Genomic DNA, 17,410 nt, shown 5'->3' with positions numbered 1-17,410 from the left:
ACGGGGTGGCCGTCCTGTTCCCGACAGCCCCGACGATCACCGCCGTACGGACGCCAGCCCCGCGTTGCGCGCCCGCCGCACCGCCGGCCCGATCGCCCCCACCAGCGCCGTCACGTCCTCCCGCACCGAGGTGTGCCCGAGCGAGAACCGCAGCGAGGCCCGCGCCAGCAGCGGGTCCACGCCCATGGCGAGCAGCACGTGGCTGGGCTGCGGCACCCCGGCCGAGCAGGCGGAGCCGGTGGAGCACTCGATGCCGGCCGCGTCGAGCAGCATCAGCAGGGCGTCGCCCTCGCAGCCGGGGAAGGAGAAGTGGGCGTTGGCGGGAAGCCGACCCTCGGGGGCGCGGTCCCCGTTGAGCACCGCGTCCGGGACGGCGGCCAGCACGCCCGCGACCAGTTCGTCGCGCAGCGCCCCGAGCGTCACGGCGTGCTCCGCCCGGTGCTCGACGGCCCAGGCGGTGGCGGCCGCGAACCCGGCGGCGGCGGGGGCGTCGAGGGTGCCGGAGCGCACGTCGCGCTCCTGCCCGCCGCCGTGCAGCAGCGGGACGGGCGAGGCGCCGCGCGACAGCAGCAGGGCGCCGATGCCGAACGGGCCGCCGATCTTGTGGCCGGTGACGGTGAGCGCGGTGAGCCCGGAGTCGGCGAAGGAGATCGGCACCTGGCCGAGCGCCTGCACCGCGTCCGCGTGCACCGGGATGCCGAACTCGGCGGCCACGGCGGTGAGTTCATGTACGGGCTGGACGGTGCCGACCTCGTTGTTGGCCCACATCACGGTGATCAGGGCGACGGAGGACGGGTCCCGTTCGACCGCCGCGCGCAGCGCCTCGGGGTGCACCCGGCCGAGCGCGTCCACCGGCAGGTACTCGACCTCGGCGCCCTCGTGCTCGGAGAGCCAGTGCACCGCGTCCAGCACCGCGTGGTGCTCGACCGGGCTGCACAGCACCCGGGTGCGGGCCGGGTCGGCGTCGCGGCGGGCCCAGTACAGGCCCTTGACGGCCAGGTTGTCGGACTCGGTGCCGCCGCCGGTGAGGACGATCTCGCTCGGGCGCGCGCCCAGCGAGTCGGCCAGGGATTCGCGGGCCTCCTCCACCACCCGGCGGGCGCGGCGGCCCGCCGCGTGCAGGGACGAGGGGTTGCCGACCACCCCCAGGTGCGCCGACATCGCGGCGATCGCCTCGGGCAGCATCGGCGATGTCGCCGCATGGTCCAGGTATGGCATAACCCCCCGATTGTAGTGGGCCGCCCGGGGCGCCGTTCCCGGCCCGCACCGATCCGGCCAACCCGCACCGCCCGGCCCGCGCCGCCCGACGGACACCGGCGTCCGGTCCCGGTTTGTACCGGTGCGCCACCCAGCGGTTAGCCTGACGAGCACTTCTCTCCACACCTCCCGGGGGCCGCCATGTCGCAGTCGGTCGACCGCGCGCTGACGCTCCTCGCCGCGCTCGGCGACGGCCCGCTCTCCCTCGACCAGGCGTCCGCCCGCCTCGGCGTGCACAAGTCGACGGCGCTGCGCCTGCTGCGCGACCTGGAGGAGCACGGCTTCGCCCGCCGGGAGCCCGACCTGCGCTACCGCCTCGGCGGCCGGCTGCTGTCGCTGGCCCACCGGGCGCTGGAGGAGATCGACGTCCGCGAGGTGGCCGCGCCGCACCTCGCGGCGCTGAGCTCGCGCTGCGGCTACACCGTCCAGCTGGCCGTGCTGCACGACGGCGAGGTCCTGTACGTGGACGAGGTGGCCGGGCGCTGGGCCGAGCGGCCGCCGCGGATCGGGCGCCGGGCGCCGGCGACGGGGACGGCGGTGGGCCGGGTGCTGCTGGCCGGGCTGGCGCAGGACGGCGCCCGGGAGGAGGAGCTGCCGCCCGACCTGGCGGCGGTGCGCCGGCGCGGTTGGGCGGCGGAGTCGGCCGAGCACCGGGAGCCGGTGACCTGCGTGGCCGCGCCGGTGGCGGGCAGCGACGGCCGTACGGTGGCGGCCTGCGCGCTGAGCGCCCCGGCCAGCCGGGTGCCCCCGGCGGAGCTGGCCCGGATGGTGCCGGAGCTGCTCTGCACGGCGGAGGCGATCTCGCTGGCGTACGGCGGCTCGCCTACTCCTCGCTGGTGCGAGAACCGTTGCGGCGCCAAGCCCGCGGCGCGCGCCAGCCGTACTTCAGGGCGAGCATCCGCAGCCCGAAGGCGGTGAGCGCGGCGGCGGTGCCGGTGAGGCCGGTGAGCCGGTCCACGCCGATCAGGACGGCGACCAGGGCGGCCCCGACCAGCGCCGGGACGGCGTAGATCTCCCGGTCCCAGCGCAGCAGCGAGGGGATCTCCCCGGCCAGCACGTCGCGGATCACCCCGCCGCCGGCGGCGGTGACCATCCCGAGCGCGACGGCCGAGACCGCGCCCAGCCCGTAGTCGTGCGCCTTGGCGGTGCCGGTGACGCAGAACAGCCCGAGCCCGAGCGCGTCCAGCGTCTGCACCGCCCGGTTGATCCGCTCCACCTCGGGGTGCAGGAAGAACACCACCAGCGCGGCGGCCAGCGGCGTGACGAAGTACCCGAGGTTGGAGAAGGCCGCGACGGGCGTGGCCCCGATCACCAGGTCCCGCATCACCCCGCCGCCCAGAGCGGTGACCTCGGCCAGCACGGCGATGCCGAAGATGTCCATGTTCTTGCGGACGGCGAGCAGGCCCCCGGACAGGGCGAAGACGAAGATGCCGACGAGGTCCAGCGACTGCTGCACGTCGGAGGGGAAGATCTGGGAGGTCACGGAGACAACTATGACCCGTCCGGAACCCTCCCCTCCGCGTGTGGCCTCAGGCCGCAGGCTCCTCGGGGCCGCGCTGACCGTTCCCCTCGGTGTTCTCGGGGAAGTGGCAGGCCACCTGGTGCCCCGTGGCCAGGGTCGCCAGCGGCGGCTCCTGGGCCGCGCAGACGTCCTGGGCCTTCCAGCAGCGGGTGCGGAAGCGGCAGCCGCTGGGCGGGTTGATCGGCGAGGGGACGTCGCCCTTGAGCAGGATGCGCTCGCGGCCCGAGCGCTGGCGCCGGCGCGGGTCGGGGACGGGCACCGCGGACATCAGGGCCGTGGTGTACGGGTGGCGCGGGCTGCGGTAGAGCGAGTCGCGGTCGGCGATCTCGACGATCTTGCCCAGGTACATCACCGCCACCCGGTCGGAGACGTGCCGGACCACCGAGAGGTCGTGCGCGATGATCAGGTAGGTCAGGCCGAGCTCCTTCTGGAGGTCGTCCAGCAGGTTGACGACCTGGGCCTGGATGGAGACGTCGAGCGCGGAGACCGGCTCGTCGGCGACGATCATCTTGGGCCGCAGGGCGAGCGCCCGGGCGATGCCGATGCGCTGGCGCTGGCCGCCGGAGAACTCGTGCGGGTAGCGGTTGTAGTGCTCGGGGCTGAGCCCGCACAGCTCCAGCAGGTCCTGGACGGCCTTCTTGATCCCGCCCTCGGGGGCCGCCTTCTGCAGCTTGAAGGGCGCGCCGACGATGGTGCCGACGGTGTGCCGGGGGTTCAGCGAGGAGTACGGGTCCTGGAAGATCATCTGCATGTCGCGCCGCAGCGGCCGCATCGCCCCGGCGCCCAGGTGGGTGATGTCGGTGCCCTCGAACTCGATGGTCCCGCCGGTGGGTTCGTCGAGCCGGGTGACGAGCCGGCCCATGGTCGACTTGCCGCAGCCGGACTCGCCGACGACGCCGAGCGTCTCGCCCGCGTTGACGGTGAAGTCGATGCCGTCGACGGCCCGCACGGCGCCGGTCTGGCGCTGCAGCAGCCCGCCGCGGATCGGGAAGTGCCGGGTCAGGCCGGTCACCTTCAGCAGCGGCTCGCGGTCCGCGGCCGGAGCGGTCGCGGTGGTCCCGGCCGCCTGAGTGTCCGTCATCGGTTCTCTCCAGGATGGTGGTACGGGGCCGGGCTCACAGCCGGGGCGCGATCTCTTCGGTGAAGATGCGGTGCCGGTCGGCCGCGGGCAGGTGGCAGGCCGCGAGGTGCCCGGGGGTGGCCTCGGCCAGCACCGGCACCTCGCTCGCCGAGCGCCCGCCGGTCTGCGCCGCGTACGGGCAGCGCGGGTGGAAGGCGCAGCCGGACGGCACGTTGATCAGGCTGGGCGGGGTGCCCCTGACCGGCACCAGCCTCTCCTGCAGTTCGCGGTCGAGGCGGGGCATCGAGCCCAACAGGCCCCAGGTGTAGGGGTGTTCGGGGGCGTCGAAGAGGGTCTCGGCGGGGCCGCGCTCGACGCACTTGCCGCCGTACATGACGAGGATGTCGTCGGCGAGCTCGGCGACCACCCCGAGGTCGTGGGTGATGATGATGACGGCGGAGCCGAACTCGTCCTGGAGGTCGCGGATGAGGTCCAGGATCTGCGCCTGGACGGTGACGTCGAGGGCGGTGGTGGGCTCGTCGGCGATCAGCAGGGACGGGTCGTTGACGAGCGCCATGGCGATCATCGCGCGCTGGCGCATGCCGCCCGAGAACTGGTGCGGGTAGTCGTCCGCGCGGCGGTCGGGCTGCGGGATGCCGACGCGGGCGAGCATCTCGACCGCCCGGGTCCGGGCCTGCTTCTTGGTCGCCTCGGGGTGGTGCACCCGGTACGCCTCGACGATCTGGGCGCCGACCGTGTAGTACGGGTGCATCGCGGTCAGCGGGTCCTGGAAGATCATCGCCAGCTCGCGGCCGCGCAGTTGGCGCACCCGGTCCGGTCCGGCGGCGATCAGGTCCTCGCCGGCGAGGCGGATCTCGCCGCTGATCCGGGCCCGCTTGGAGCGGTGCAGGCCCATGATGCCCAGCGAGGTGACGGACTTGCCGGAGCCGGACTCGCCGACGATGCCGAGGGTGCGTCCCTTGTGCAGGTCGAAGCTGACGCCGTCCACCGAGCGGACGAGGCCGTCGTCGGTGTCGAAGTGGATGCGCAGGTCGCGCACCGACAGGAACGGGTCCCCGGCGGGCACGCGCGGCGCGGCGTCGGCGGCGACGGTGTCCGCGGGCTGCGCCGGCTGGTCGGGAGGCGTCGCGGTCTTGTCGAGGTCGGTCACGAGATCCTCACCCGGGGGTCGACGAGGGCGTACAGGAGGTCGACCACGAGGTTGCAGACGACGATGAAGAAGGCGGCGAGCAGCGTGACGCCGAGGATCTTCGGCAGGTCGTTGTCGGCGATCGCCTGGACGGCGAACTGGCCGACGCCCTGGAGCGAGAAGACCTGCTCGGTGATCAGCGCACCACCGAGCAGCAGACCGAGGTCCATGCCGAAGATGGTGATGATGGGCGTGAGCGCGGAGCGCAGCCCGTGCCGGACGACGACCTTGCGCTCGGCCAGGCCCTTGGCCCGGGCGGTGCGGATGTAGTCCTCGCTCATGGTCTCCAGCATCCCGGCCCGGGTGAGGCGGGCGTAGAGCGCGGAGTAGAGGAAGGCCAGCGAGATCCAGGGGAGGATCAGGTTGCGGGCCCAGCTGAGCGGGTCCTCGGTGAAGTCGACGTACTGCAGGTTGTCGAGGATGGGCCACTCGTAGCTGAACAGGGTCAGCAGCAGGGCGCCGGTGAAGAACACGGGCAGCGAGACGCCGGCGAGGGCGACGCCCATGGCGATGCGGTCGAAGATCGAGCGCGGCTTGAGGGCGGAGACGACACCGGCGGCGACGCCGGAGACGAGCCAGATGACGGCCGCGCCGATGGCCAGCGAGATGGTGACCGGGATGCGGCTGGTCATCTCGGGCCAGACCTCGAGGTGGTTCTTGAAGCTGTAGCCGAAGCACGGCACGTTGCAGGTGGCCGGTTCCGGGCCGAACTGGTACTCGGCGCCGGTGAACAGCGCCTTCAGGAAGTTCCAGTACTGGGTGTACAGCGGCTGGTCGAGGCCGAGGTTCTGCTTGACCGCCGCGATCGTCTCGGGTGACGGGTTCTTCCCGATGTACTGGGCGGCCAGCTGGTCGACGGTCTCGCCGGCGAGCCGCGGCAGCAGGAAGAAGATCGCGAAGGTGACCGCGCTGACCACCAGGAGCAGCACCAGGGCCGCGAAGATCCTGCGGATGATGTAGGCAAACACAGTAGGGCGGCTCCGGCGCCCGCCGCCGTCCGGGATCCTCCGGACCGGCGGCGGGCGCCGCTGCCTTCACCTGCCTTCAGGGATGCGGAGCCGTGCTCGTGCTCTCGCTCGGGCTCTTACTTGGTGGTGCCGATGTTCAGGTAGTCGTACTCACCTGAGAAGGCGGGGGTGGAGGCGAGGTTGGTGGCGCTGTCCGGGCGGTACAGGAAGACCTTGAAGTAGGTCAGCGGCACGATCGTGGCCGAGTCCATGACCTTCTTGTCGATCTGGGCGTAGATCTTCTCCCGGGCGGCGCGGTCCGGGTTGACGGCCGCGTCGTCGAGCAGCTTGTTGACGTCGGGGTCGTTCAGCTGCTGGAGGTTGCTGTTGCCGGACGCCTTGATCGCGCGGCCGTCGACGATCTGCTGGAGGAAGCCGTAGCCGGTCGGCCAGTCGGCGCCCCACTGCATCATCATCAGGCCGATGTTGTGGTCCTGGGTGAACTGCGGGGCACCCGCGTTGTCCGTCAGGTACTTGCCCTGCGGGTACTGCTGGATCTCGACGTTGATGTTGAACTTCTTCAGCGCCGCCTGGATGGAGGTGGCCGCCTGGACCTCGGCGGTGCGCTCGGTGCGGGCGCTCAGCACGGTGCTGAAGCCGCCCTCCTTGCCGCACGCCTTGAGGGCGTCCTTGGCCTTGGCCTCGTCACCCTTGTTGTCCTTCGTCTCGAAGGCGTTGAAGTCCTGGTGACCCGGGATGTCCGGCGGGAGGACGGTGTTGGCGATCTGGCCGCGGATCGGGCCGCCGAAGGCGGTCTGGACCGAGACCTTGTCGATCGCGTACTGGACGGCCTTGCGGCAGTCCGCGTTGTCGAAGGGCGCGACCTTGCTGTTGATCGCCACGTAGGTCAGGCGGCCGCCGTAGGCGTTGTCGGTCTTCGCCTTGAGCTTCGGGTCGCGCAGGATCTGCGCCTGGGTCTGCGGGTCGACGCCGCCGCCGACCAGGTCGACCTGGGCGTTGCCGGCCATCAGGTCCTTGTCGATGGTGGCCTGGTCGATGTTCATCTTGAGCACGAGCTTGTCCGCGAGCTGCTTGCGGATCGGGTCGCTGCCCGCGCTCCAGTTCTCGTTCGGCACCAGGACGGCCTGCTTGCCGTCCTCGTACGTCTGGAACTTGTAGCTGCCCGAGGAGATCACGTGCTTGACGTAGTCGGAGCCCGTGTCCTTGGCCTGCGGGACGGGGGCGGTCTGCGGGGCGCTGACCAGGTAGTCGAAGTCCGCGAACGCGTGCTTCAGGTGGAAGACCACCGTCGTGTCGTCGGGGGTCTCGATCGACTTGAGACCGCCCTCCTTGTCCTTGTACGGACCGGCGTACGGCGTGTCGTTGTCGACCAGCAGCTCCTTGAAGTACGTCGGGCCGTTGGAGTTCACGTCCGGCGCGAAGTTGGAGCGCTCGACGGCGTACTTGACGTCCTTCGAGGTGATCGGGGTGCCGTCCTCGTACTTCAGGCCGGCGCGCAGCTTGTACGTCCAGGTCAGGCCGTCCGGGCTCGGCTGCCCGAGGGACTCGGCCAGGTCGGGGACGAGCTTGTTGCCCGCCTCGCCCGCGGCCGGGTTGAAGGTGGTGAGCGGACGCGCGTACAGCCGCGAGAAGTTGTAGATGTAGGCGTAGTACGTGTTGCCCGGGTCGAGCGAGTCCGGGGTGCCCTTCATCTCGAAGGTGACCGTCCCGCCCTTCTTGTCCGAGACGTTGACGATGTTCTTGGTGGCGGCGTTCTCGCCGGCGCTCGAGTCGTTGGAGCCGGCCGAGGCGGACGAGGAGCCGCCCTTGGAGCTCGAGCCGCAGCCGGTGACGACCAGGACCGCGGCGGCGGCCGCGGCGGTCAGCGCGACGGTACGTGTCCTACGCATGGGTGAGATCAACCCCTTGAGGATGTGGAGGAAGGAGGATTCTGACGGGACGTCAGTTGCTCTTGGGATCGAGGGCGTCGCGGAGCCCGTCGCCGAGAAGGTTGAACGCGAGCACGGTGATGAAGATCGCCATACCGGGCACCACCATGTACTGGGGGTCCACCTGGTAGAACTGGATGGCGTCGCGGAGCATCCCGCCCCAGGAGGCCTGCGGCGGCTGGATGCCGACGCCGAGGTAGCTGAGGCCGGCCTCGAAGAGGATGTTGGTCGGGATCAGCAGGGTCGAGTAGACCAGGATCGGACCGACCAGGTTCGGCAGCAGCTCCTTGAACAGGATGAACGGGCCGCGGGCGCCGAGGCTGCGGGCCGCGTGGACGAACTCCCGCTCGCGCAGCGAGAGCGTCTGGCCGCGCACGATCCGGCCCATGTAGGGCCAGTTGAAGAAGCCGATCACGAAGATCAGCACCGCCATGTGCATCGGCAGGCCGTGCAGGCCGAAGGCTCCGCCCTGCAGCGAGGCCGAGATGGCGATCGCGAACAGCAGCAGCGGGAACGCCAGGAAGATGTCCATCAGCCGGCTGATCAGGGTGTCGACCCAGCCGCCGTAGTAGCCCGCCACGACGCCGAGGACGGTGCCGATGGTGTTGGAGAGCACGGTCGCGCCGAAGGCGACCAGCAGCGAGACCCAGGAGCCCTCGATGACGCGGGAGAGCAGGTCGCGGCCCTGGACGGTGTCGACGCCGAGCGGGTGGTCCGCGCTCATGCCGCCCCAGTCACCGAACGGGATGCCACCGAGGTCGGCGTCCAGGAGGTCCTGGTGGAGGGCGTCGGGGTCGAGCCCGAACAGCCCCTCGATCGGCTTGGCCAGCAGGGCGAGGGTGATCAGCAGGATCACCACGATGCCACCGGCGACGGCGGCCTTGTCCCGCTTGAAGCGGGTCCAGGCGATGCGGCCGAGGGAGCGGCCCTCGATCTTCTTGGCCGGGTCCGCGGAGGCCTGGGCCTCCGGTTCGTTCCCGGCGGTTGCTACGGGTGCGGTCATGGTCAGTTGGTCCCCTCGCCGACGGTGGCCGGCCCACGGGCGCCGGTCGCCGGGGGTCGGCGGTACGGCTGGCAGCGGACGTGCGGAGGTGCGTATGAGAACGAGTGCGCGCGGCCCTGGGCCGTGCGCGGGGTACTGCCACCACGCGGGATGGGCATCGCGTGGATCGAGCGGTCGGCGTGCGCGTTCACCTTCGTGGGGTTACCAGTTCGCGCTGTGCTTTGCGTTGTGCGCAGAACTCTCTGTCATCCGAACTGGCTTGCGCCAGCCCTGCCAGGCGAGAGATGCCCAACTGTGATCTGTGCGCATGCACCTCCCGGGCTCGCGGCATATCCCTCTTCACACGGCTGTAACAGCCATGTCAAGATGCCCCGGAAGCCCGTCCGGAAACTCGCCCGGAAAACGCCGAAGCCGACCTGACGGTGGATCAGGTCGGCTTCTTCGCCGTCGTTCCGGCGATCAGCGCGCCGGGTAACCCGGCCAGGCCCCGGAGGGCGGCTGCCCGTGCCAGCCACCGGTCGGCGGCTGGGGCTGCGGGTAGGAACCGTACGGGCCCGCGGGCCGCTGCGGGTACACCGGCGGCCGTCCGGCCTCCCGGTCGTAGAACGGCCGGGCGTTGGCACGCATCCACAGCGCCACCGGGTCGTACTCGTCCGCCATCGCCACCGTGGACACCGCCAGCCCCTCCGGGGCCACCGCGATCGCCCGCTGCATCAGCGCGCGCACCGCCTCCACCGCCGGCGGCGAGCTCTCGTACAGCTCCAGCCCGATCGCCAGGTACGGCTCCCCCACCGAGGGCTGCACCCAGGCCCGGCGCAGCGCCCGTACGGCGCGCACCTCGATGGCCTGGCGCTCCAGCAGCGCGAAGAACTGCTGGGCGTTGACCTGCGGCTCGCCCAGCTTCAGCGGCCCGGCCGGCAGCCGGTCCAGCCCGGCGGCGATCCGCCGCAGGTCCGCCCAGGGCACGCCGACACCGCCGCCGGGGGCGTGCGGGTTCAGCCACAGGCCCCAGCGCGTCCGGTACAGCGAGGCGGCGATCTCCCGCCCGGAGATCACCTCGTGGGCCCGCGTCCAGCCCGAGGCCGTCAGCTGCTCGGGGGAGGTGACGGCCGGCGCGTAGCCGTGGCCGCTGATCTCCATGTTCCCGTACTGGGCGTCGGGGCTGCCCGGCGTGCCGTGCCACAGCAGCATCCAGACCTGGCCCGCGGCCAGGGCGTGCAGCAGCTGCTCGTACGCCTCGTAACGCTCCGGTGCGACCTCGCGCAGGGCGCGCTCCAACGCGCCCGGGTCCGCCCCGGCGCGCCCGGCCGATGGCTGGCCCCAGGGCCCCGGTCCACCGCCCGCTCCCGCTCCCGCACTCATGCGCCCACCTCGCCGCGCCTCTTTCGCTCATCCCGCCGGCCGTCAGCCGTCTGCACGCACCCTATGGCGCGGCAGAGGGCCACCGCCACGGCGACGTGCCTTCGACAGAACACTGCCCGGGAACCCGGCTCACACCCGGCTCACACCGTCCTCGCGCCCGGTCACGCCCGCGCGTAGAACGGCATCACCCGGGTGAGCAGCCACTCGACCACCGGGTCGTCGGCGAGGTCGAGCAGCACGAGGTGGACGCCACCGGGCAGCGGCGCGGTTCCCAGCGCCCGGCCGAGCGCCTCGTTCACCGCCGCCGGGTCCGCGGGGGCCGCCTGGTCCAGCTGGACGCCCACGAACATCACGGTCGCCTCGCCCTCGATGCTCGCCAGCGCCCGGCGCGCGGTCAACACCCCGGGCAGGGCCGCCAGTTCGGCCCGGCAGGCGGCGAGGAAGTACTCCGGGTCCTCCCCCGGCACGGGCTCGCGCAGCGCGACCCGCCCGCCGGTGGGCGCCTCCGGGTGCTCCCACCTGTCCTCCCGGGGCCCGCGGCGCAGCTCGGCCACCCCCTGCGGGGGCACCGGGATGCCCACCGCAGCCTCCGGATTGACGGCGATCCCCACGCCCAGCGGCAGCCCCCGGGCGAACTCCCAGACCGGCGCGACCGCGAAGGCCATCCCCGGCGCCTGCTGCAGGAACACCTCCTGCGAGGAGAAGACGGGCACGTACGGGTCCCCGCCCAGCTCGATCGTCGGCAGGTCCAGCCCCTGCCCCCGCGGGTCTCCCCCGGCGGGCAGCGGGATCCACACCTGGCTGCGGCCCAGCACCTCGAACACCCGGGGCGTCGCCCCCGGATCGCCCAGCGCGGCGGTCAGCACCTGCTCCAGCTCGTTGGCCGGCCACGCGCCCCCGGTCGGCGCCGCCTCCGGGCCGCCCCACCCCTGCTGCTGCTCCACGGGTATCCCATCCGCCGCCGTACCGCCGGCCGCCCTGTGCCGCACCGACGCGCAGCAGTTTAGGGCCAGTTCGGGGACGGGCCCTGAGGCCCTTGTTCGGGAGGCCAGGCCGGTGTGACGAGGTCCCCTCTCCCTTGAATGCCACGGACGTGCCATGATGTCCGCGTCCGACGGCATGCGCCGCGGGCCCCACAACTCCACACCGGCCGCTCGAACCCGTGCGGGAGAGCCCGGAGTGCCGCCCTCGACGCGGTACGGCCGGCGCCGAAGGAGCAAGTCCTCCCCGGAATCTCTCAGGCCCCCCTACCGCACGGGTTAGGCACATCTGGAAAGCGGCGTACGGCCCCGGTCGTGCGCCCACCCACGGTGCAAGCCGCCATGCCGTGCCCGAAGCTGGTTTCGGGCAGGTGTGCGGTGAAGCTCTCAGGTCCGACGACAGATGGGGAGACCCACGCCGCCGCATGCCCGCGCGCAGGGTCGGTCCCGAGCGGGCCCCGGTCCGGCGCGCGCACCCTGAGTGCCCCTGCCCCGACCGAGGAGTTCCTGGCCATGTCGTCCCTCCGCCTGACCGCGCTCGACGCGCTGCACCGCAGCCTCGGCGCCACCATGACCGACTTCGCCGGCTGGGACATGCCGCTGCGCTACGGCAGCGAGCGCGAGGAGCACCTCGCCGTCCGCACCAAGGCCGGTCTGTTCGACCTCTCGCACATGGGCGAGATCACCGTCACCGGCCCGCAGGCCGGCGAGATGCTCGACCACGCCCTGGTCGGCTTCGTCTCCGCCCTCGGCGTGCTGCGCGCCCGCTACACCATGATCTGCGCCGAGAACGGCGGCATCCTGGACGACCTGATCGTCTACCGCCTGCGCGAGGACGCCTTCCTGGTCGTCGCCAACGCCTCCAACGCCCAGCTGGTCCTCGACGAGCTGATCGCCCGCGCCAAGGGGTTCGACGCCGTCGTCACCGACGACCGCGACACCTACGCCCTGATCGCCGTCCAAGGCCCGGAGGCCACCGCGATCCTGGCCGACACCACGGACGCCGACCTGCCCGGCCTCAAGTACTACGCGATCCTCCCGGCCCAGGTCGCCGGCCGCGAGGTGCTCCTGGCCCGCACCGGCTACACCGGCGAGGACGGCTTCGAGATCTTCTGTGCCCCGGCCGACGCCGAGGCGATCTGGCAGGCGCTGACCGGCGCCGGGGAGGGCCGCGGGCTCGTCCCGTGCGGCCTGTCCTGCCGCGACACGCTGCGCCTGGAGGCCGGCATGCCGCTGTACGGGCACGAGCTCTCCACCGACCTCACCCCGTTCGACGCGGGCCTGGGCCGGGTCGTCCGCTTCGACAAGACCACCAACGACGGCGCCTTCGTCGGCCGCGCCGCCCTGGAGCGGGCCGCCGCCGCGGCCGAGACCAACCCGCCGAGGATCCTGGTCGGCCTGGTCTCCGAGGGCAAGCGCGTGCCGCGCGCCGAGTACACCGTGGTGTCCACCGAGGGCGCCCCGATCGGCCGGATCACCTCCGGCTCGCCGTCCCCGACGCTCGGCAAGCCGATCGCCATGGCGTACGTCGACGCCGCCCACGCCACCCCCGGCACCACCGTCGCGGTGGACGTGCGCGGCAAGCACGAGCCGGTCCAGGTCGTGGCGCTGCCCTTCTACAAGCGCACCCGCTGACCCGCGCGCTTCCCGCCGCGCTTCCCCCGCGTTTCCCCCATCACCGCACGTCGCAGCCGCCCCGGTGACGGCCCGCGTCGTCGTACCCGCTTCGCATCCTGGAGAATGACGCCATGAGCAGCAAGAACCCCCAGCACCTGAAGTACACCAAGGAGCACGAGTGGCTGAGCATCGCCGAGGACGGTGTCTCCACGATCGGCATCACCAAGCACGCCGCCGACGCCCTCGGTGACATCGTCTACGTGCAGCTGCCCGAGGTGGGCGACACGGTGACCGCCGGCGAGACCTGCGGCGAGCTGGAGTCCACCAAGTCGGTCAGCGACCTGTACTCCCCGGTGTCCGGCGAGGTCGTCGAGGTCAACCAGGACGTCCTGGACGACAACGCGCTGGTCAACGGTGCCCCGTTCGAGGGCGGCTGGCTGTTCAAGGTCCGCGTCGAGGACACCGACGAGCTGCTCAGCGCCGAAGAGTACGACGCGCTCACCCACGCCGGCTGACGCCCGCGTGACCCGGGTGGGCCTTGACGGCGAGGCCCACCCACCACCGTCCCCCTCGCTCTCCTCCTCCCGGGAAGACCACACCATGACGGTTCTGAACCAGTCCCTGCACGCCCTCGACCCGGAGATCGCCGCCGCGGTCGACGCCGAGTTGCACCGCCAGCAGACCACCCTGGAGATGATCGCCTCCGAGAACTTCGCCCCGGTGGCGGTCATGGAGGCCCAGGGCTCGGTGCTCACCAACAAGTACGCCGAGGGCTACCCCGGCCGCCGCTACTACGGTGGCTGCGAGCACGTCGACGTGGTCGAGCAGATCGCGATCGACCGGATCAAGGCCCTGTTCGGCGCCGAGCACGCCAACGTCCAGCCGCACTCGGGCGCGCAGGCCAACGCCGCCGCCATGTTCGCGCTGATCCAGCCGGGCGACACCATCCTGGGCCTGAACCTGGCCCACGGCGGTCACCTGACCCACGGCATGAAGATCAACTTCTCCGGCAAGCTCTACAACGTGGTCGCGTACCACGTGGACGACAAGACCGGCCAGGTCGACATGGCCGAGGTCGAGCGCCTCGCCAAGGAGCACCAGCCGAAGCTGATCATCGCCGGCTGGTCCGCCTACCCGCGCCAGCTGGACTTCGCCGAGTTCCGCCGCGTCGCGGACGAGGTCGGCGCGCTGCTGATGGTCGACATGGCCCACTTCGCGGGCCTCGTCGCCGCGGGCCTGCACCCCAACCCGGTGCCGTACGCGGACGTGGTCACCACCACCACCCACAAGACCCTGGGCGGCCCGCGCGGCGGCGTGATCCTGTCCAAGGCCGAGTTCGCCAAGAAGATCAACTCCGCGGTCTTCCCCGGCCAGCAGGGCGGCCCGCTGGAGCACGTCATCGCGGGCAAGGCGGTCGCCTTCAAGGTCGCCGCCTCCGAGGAGTTCAAGGAGCGCCAGCAGCGCACCCTGGACGGCGCGCGCATCCTCGCCGAGCGCCTCCTCCAGGCCGACGTCGCCGAGGCCGGCGCCTCCGTGCTCTCCGGCGGCACCGACGTCCACCTCGTCCTGGTCGACCTGCGCAACAGCCAGCTCGACGGCCAGCAGGCCGAGGACCGTCTGCACACGGTCGGCATCACCGTGAACCGCAACGCGATCCCCAACGACCCGCGCCCGCCGATGGTCACCTCCGGCCTGCGCATCGGCACCCCGGCCCTCGCCACCCGCGGCTTCCAGGCCGAGGACTTCCGCGAGGTCGCCGACATCATCGCCGAGGCCCTCAAGCCGAGCTTCGACGACACCGTCGCCGAGGCGCTCAAGGCCCGCGTCACCGCGCTGGCCGAGAAGTACCCGCTGTACCCGAACCTGGCCAACCAGGACTGACGCCGTACGGGCTGGGGTGACCGGCCTCACCCCGTACGCGTACCTGGGACCCCGGGGCACCGCGCACACTGGACAGTGCGTGCGGTGCCCCGTCCCGTGTCCCCACTCGCCTTCTGCTCTGTCCTTCCACGAGACCAGACAAGGACGTCCCCCGTGGCCATCAGCGTCTTCGACCTCTTCTCCATCGGCATCGGCCCCTCGAGCTCCCACACCGTCGGCCCGATGCGTGCGGCCCGGATGTTCGCCCGCCGCCTGCGGTCCGAAGCCCTGCTGCCCCGGGTGACGGCCGTACGCGCCGAGCTCTTCGGCTCCCTGGGCGCCACCGGCCACGGCCACGGCACGCCGAAGGCCGTCCTCCTCGGCCTCGAGAACAACTCCCCGCGCACCGTCGACGTCGACCAGGCCGACCGGGACGTCGCGCGGATCACCGCCGAGAAGAAGCTCAGCCTCGTCGGCGAGCACACCATCGACTTCGACCCCGACACCCAGCTGGTGCTGCACCGCCGCCGCTCGCTGCCGTACCACGCCAACGGCATGACCCTGTGGGCGTTCGCGGAGGACGGCTCCACGCTGCTGGAGAAGACGTACTACTCCGTCGGCGGCGGGTTCGTCGTCGACGAGGACGCGATCGGCGCCGACCGGGTCAAGCCCGACGACACCGCGCTGCGCTACCCGTTCCGTACGGGAGAGGAACTGCTGCGCCTGACCCGGGAGACCGGGCTGTCGATCTCCGGCCTGATGCTGGAGAACGAGAAGGCGTGGCGCAGCGAGGAGGAGATCCGCACCGGCCTGCTGCAGATCTGGGCCGTGATGCAGGAGTGCGTCCGCGCCGGCATGAGCCGCGAGGGCATCCTGCCGGGCGGCCTCAAGGTGCGCCGCCGGGCCGCCGCCGGGGCGCGGGCGCTGCGGGCGGAGGGCATCGGCCCGGCCAACGCGATGGAGTGGGTGACCCTCTACGCGATGGCCGTCAACGAGGAGAACGCCTCGGGCCGCCGGGTGGTCACCGCCCCGACCAACGGCGCGGCGGGCATCATCCCGGCCACCCTGCACTACTACCTGAACTTCATCCCGGGCGCCGACGACGACGGCATCGTCCGCTTCCTGCTCGCGGCCGGCGCCATCGGCATGCTCTTCAAGGAGAACGCCTCCATCTCCGGCGCCGAGGTCGGCTGCCAGGGCGAGGTCGGCTCCGCCTGCTCCATGGCCGCCGGCGGCCTCGCCGAGGTCCTGGGCGGCACGCCCGAGCAGGTCGAGAACGCCGCCGAGATCGGCATCGAGCACAACCTCGGCCTCACCTGCGACCCGGTCGGCGGGCTCGTCCAGATCCCCTGCATCGAGCGCAACGGCATGGCCTCGGTGAAGGCCGTCACGGCGGCCCGGATGGCCCTGCGCGGGGACGGGCGGCACCACGTCTCGCTGGACAAGGCGATCAAGACGATGAAGGAGACCGGCGCCGACATGAAGATCAAGTACAAGGAGACCTCGCGCGGCGGCCTCGCCGTCAACGTCATCGAGTGCTGACGGGGAACGCGTAGTAGTCGCGCGGAACGGGGGCTACCGCTACAGGGCGGCGCTCCGTAGCGGTAGTCTCCGGTCTCGCCCCCGGCCGTCGCCGGACGGGCGGGGCAGGTCTCGAACTTGGGGGGCGGCGTGGGGGCGTACTGGGACGAGCAGCGGCGGCAGTGGGTGCAGCAGGCTCCGCCCGCGCCCCCGCTGGGCGCGGTACCACCGCCCATCGGGGCGGTGCCGCCCCCGCCGATGGCTCCGCCGCCGCTGACGGCGCCGCTGCTGGGCGGCGCTCAGCCGGTGCCGCCGCCGCCTTTCTCTCCCTCCGCACCCCCTGCGGCTGCTCCCCCGCCTCCCCCGCTTCCCCCGGAGCGCTCGGGCGGGCGGATGCGGCCGCGGGCGGTGCTGGTGGCCGCGCTCATCGGGGTGCTCGCCGGGGCGGGCGTGGGCGGCGGGTGGTACCTGTACTCGCGGAACGACGGCGGCTCGAACGGCTCGAAGGTGCCGGCCGCGCTCGGCACGCCGCTTCCGACCACCCCGGGCGCCGCGCCACCCTACTCGGACTTCACCTTCCCGGCCTCGCCGACCGGCAGCCCGACGGCGACGCCGACCCCCACCCCGACCACCGGGCCGCACTCGACGACCGTCCAGGACGCGGCCGGGTTCACACTGACCGTGCCGGACGGGTGGCAGCGGCGGGTGGACGGCACCTCGGTCTTCTACGACTCGCCGGACGGCGGCAGCCTCGTCCAGGTGTTCTCCATGGGCACCGACAGCCCGTACAACCAGGCCGTCGCCACCGACGCCAGCCTCGCCTCCAACCCCTCGCGGTTCCCCAACTACCGGAAGCTCTCGCTCACCCAGACGCCGGACGGCGGCGCGGTGCTGGAGTACTCGTACGACCTCGCGGGGAAGGGGGTGCGGCACACCGTCGACCAGATGGTCACCACCCCTGGGGGGCAGGTGTACGCCCTGCTCGTCGCCGGGCCCGAGACCGGCTGGCCCACGCCGCTGCGCGACGTCCAGCAGTCCCTGGTGTCCTCCTTCTGCCTCGCCGGCCACTGCCCGGCCACCCCGGCCACCCCGACCACCCCCGGCGGCTGACGGGCCCTCTCC

At 72.2% G+C, this 17,410-nt stretch carries 15 protein-coding genes and 1 riboswitch; of the genes, 6 read left to right on the top strand and 9 right to left on the bottom strand.

Translation table 11 applies throughout. The annotated features are described in order from the left end of the window. Positions 1 to 36: 36 nt before the first annotated feature. Entirely contained in the window at positions 37 to 1,218 is a 1,182-nt protein-coding gene (locus ACIBCA_RS33785; RefSeq protein WP_396286915.1) for a cysteine desulfurase family protein, read from the bottom strand. Positions 1,219 to 1,398: 180 nt separating this feature from the next. On the opposite strand from ACIBCA_RS33785, the gene ACIBCA_RS33780 reads away from it, so the two are divergent. Then, positions 1,399 to 2,175 (top strand): IclR family transcriptional regulator, encoded by a 777-nt coding sequence (locus tag ACIBCA_RS33780; RefSeq protein ID WP_396286914.1) that lies wholly within the window; start codon positions 1,399 to 1,401, stop codon positions 2,173 to 2,175. Here ACIBCA_RS33780 and ACIBCA_RS33775 read toward each other — a convergent pair. From ACIBCA_RS33775 to ACIBCA_RS33740, 8 genes are all read right to left on the bottom strand, one after another. Next, the gene (locus ACIBCA_RS33775) at positions 2,081 to 2,740 is read right to left on the bottom strand and encodes a trimeric intracellular cation channel family protein (protein ID WP_396286913.1); all 660 of its coding nucleotides are present in this window, start codon (positions 2,738 to 2,740) and stop codon (positions 2,081 to 2,083) included. The genes ACIBCA_RS33780 and ACIBCA_RS33775 overlap by 95 nt on opposite strands. Before the next feature lie 46 nt (positions 2,741 to 2,786). Beyond that, on the bottom strand, positions 2,787 to 3,860 hold the full coding sequence (locus ACIBCA_RS33770) for an ABC transporter ATP-binding protein (RefSeq protein ID WP_396286912.1): 1,074 nt from the start codon (positions 3,858 to 3,860) through the stop codon (positions 2,787 to 2,789). Between the two features lie 34 nt (positions 3,861 to 3,894). Beyond that, positions 3,895 to 5,010: an ABC transporter ATP-binding protein gene (locus ACIBCA_RS33765; RefSeq protein WP_396286911.1), complete on the bottom strand. Its 1,116-nt coding sequence runs from the start codon at positions 5,008 to 5,010 to the stop codon at positions 3,895 to 3,897. Further along, positions 5,007 to 6,017 carry an ABC transporter permease gene (locus ACIBCA_RS33760; RefSeq protein ID WP_396286910.1) on the bottom strand — a complete coding sequence of 337 codons (1,011 nt, stop codon included), beginning with the start codon at positions 6,015 to 6,017 and terminating at the stop codon, positions 5,007 to 5,009. Before ACIBCA_RS33760 ends, ACIBCA_RS33765 begins: the two co-directional genes overlap by 4 nt. A gap of 116 nt (positions 6,018 to 6,133) precedes the next feature. After that, on the bottom strand, positions 6,134 to 7,906 hold the full coding sequence (locus ACIBCA_RS33755) for an ABC transporter substrate-binding protein (RefSeq protein ID WP_396286909.1): 1,773 nt from the start codon (positions 7,904 to 7,906) through the stop codon (positions 6,134 to 6,136). A 52-nt stretch (positions 7,907 to 7,958) separates the two neighbouring features. Continuing rightward, positions 7,959 to 8,948 (bottom strand): ABC transporter permease, encoded by a 990-nt coding sequence (locus tag ACIBCA_RS33750; RefSeq protein WP_396286908.1) that lies wholly within the window; start codon positions 8,946 to 8,948, stop codon positions 7,959 to 7,961. Between the two features lie 459 nt (positions 8,949 to 9,407). Further along, positions 9,408 to 10,310, bottom strand: a complete 903-nt coding sequence (locus tag ACIBCA_RS33745; protein ID WP_396286907.1) for an enhanced serine sensitivity protein SseB C-terminal domain-containing protein — start codon at positions 10,308 to 10,310, stop codon at positions 9,408 to 9,410. Positions 10,311 to 10,471: 161 nt separating this feature from the next. Continuing rightward, on the bottom strand, positions 10,472 to 11,254 hold the full coding sequence (locus tag ACIBCA_RS33740) for an enhanced serine sensitivity protein SseB C-terminal domain-containing protein (protein WP_396286906.1): 783 nt from the start codon (positions 11,252 to 11,254) through the stop codon (positions 10,472 to 10,474). A 211-nt stretch (positions 11,255 to 11,465) separates the two neighbouring features. Then, positions 11,466 to 11,573, top strand: a riboswitch (glycine riboswitch). 230 nt (positions 11,574 to 11,803) lie between these two features. Between ACIBCA_RS33740 and gcvT the strand changes: the two genes are divergently transcribed. The 5 genes from gcvT (at position 11,804) to ACIBCA_RS33715 (ending at position 17,398) form a co-directional block, all read left to right on the top strand. Beyond that, complete coding sequence (gene gcvT, locus ACIBCA_RS33735; RefSeq protein WP_396286905.1) at positions 11,804 to 12,925, top strand: glycine cleavage system aminomethyltransferase GcvT; 1,122 nt, start codon at positions 11,804 to 11,806, stop codon at positions 12,923 to 12,925. A gap of 113 nt (positions 12,926 to 13,038) precedes the next feature. Continuing rightward, the gene (gcvH, locus tag ACIBCA_RS33730; protein WP_396286904.1) at positions 13,039 to 13,422 is read left to right on the top strand and encodes a glycine cleavage system protein GcvH; all 384 of its coding nucleotides are present in this window, start codon (positions 13,039 to 13,041) and stop codon (positions 13,420 to 13,422) included. An 85-nt stretch (positions 13,423 to 13,507) separates the two neighbouring features. Continuing rightward, positions 13,508 to 14,788: a serine hydroxymethyltransferase gene (glyA, locus tag ACIBCA_RS33725; protein WP_396286903.1), complete on the top strand. Its 1,281-nt coding sequence runs from the start codon at positions 13,508 to 13,510 to the stop codon at positions 14,786 to 14,788. Positions 14,789 to 14,941: 153 nt separating this feature from the next. Further along, positions 14,942 to 16,309 carry an L-serine ammonia-lyase gene (locus ACIBCA_RS33720; RefSeq protein WP_396286902.1) on the top strand — a complete coding sequence of 456 codons (1,368 nt, stop codon included), beginning with the start codon at positions 14,942 to 14,944 and terminating at the stop codon, positions 16,307 to 16,309. Between the two features lie 372 nt (positions 16,310 to 16,681). Then, entirely contained in the window at positions 16,682 to 17,398 is a 717-nt protein-coding gene (locus ACIBCA_RS33715; protein ID WP_396286901.1) for a hypothetical protein, read from the top strand. Positions 17,399 to 17,410: the final 12 nt, after the last annotated feature.

The sequence above is a fragment of the Kitasatospora sp. NPDC051170 genome, from assembly GCF_044455705.1.
In the GTDB taxonomy this organism is placed as follows: Bacteria; Actinomycetota; Actinomycetes; order Streptomycetales; family Streptomycetaceae; genus Kitasatospora.
This window is presented reverse-complemented; position numbering and strand designations above follow the sequence as displayed.

Excerpts from the sequence above, each read along its gene's own strand:
- ACIBCA_RS33785 (WP_396286915.1), bottom strand. The coding sequence starts at position 1,218 with ATGCCATACCTGGACCATGCGGCGACATCGCCGATGCTGCCCGAGGCG.
- ACIBCA_RS33780 (WP_396286914.1), top strand. The coding sequence starts at position 1,399 with ATGTCGCAGTCGGTCGACCGCGCGCTGACGCTCCTCGCCGCGCTCGGC.
- ACIBCA_RS33770 (WP_396286912.1), bottom strand. The coding sequence starts at position 3,860 with ATGACGGACACTCAGGCGGCCGGGACCACCGCGACCGCTCCGGCCGCG.
- ACIBCA_RS33755 (WP_396286909.1), bottom strand. The coding sequence starts at position 7,906 with ATGCGTAGGACACGTACCGTCGCGCTGACCGCCGCGGCCGCCGCCGCG.
- ACIBCA_RS33750 (WP_396286908.1), bottom strand. The coding sequence starts at position 8,948 with ATGACCGCACCCGTAGCAACCGCCGGGAACGAACCGGAGGCCCAGGCC.
- ACIBCA_RS33745 (WP_396286907.1), bottom strand. The coding sequence starts at position 10,310 with ATGAGTGCGGGAGCGGGAGCGGGCGGTGGACCGGGGCCCTGGGGCCAG.
- gcvT (WP_396286905.1), top strand. The coding sequence starts at position 11,804 with ATGTCGTCCCTCCGCCTGACCGCGCTCGACGCGCTGCACCGCAGCCTC.
- gcvH (WP_396286904.1), top strand. The coding sequence starts at position 13,039 with ATGAGCAGCAAGAACCCCCAGCACCTGAAGTACACCAAGGAGCACGAG.
- glyA (WP_396286903.1), top strand. The coding sequence starts at position 13,508 with ATGACGGTTCTGAACCAGTCCCTGCACGCCCTCGACCCGGAGATCGCC.
- ACIBCA_RS33715 (WP_396286901.1), top strand. The coding sequence starts at position 16,682 with ATGCGGCCGCGGGCGGTGCTGGTGGCCGCGCTCATCGGGGTGCTCGCC.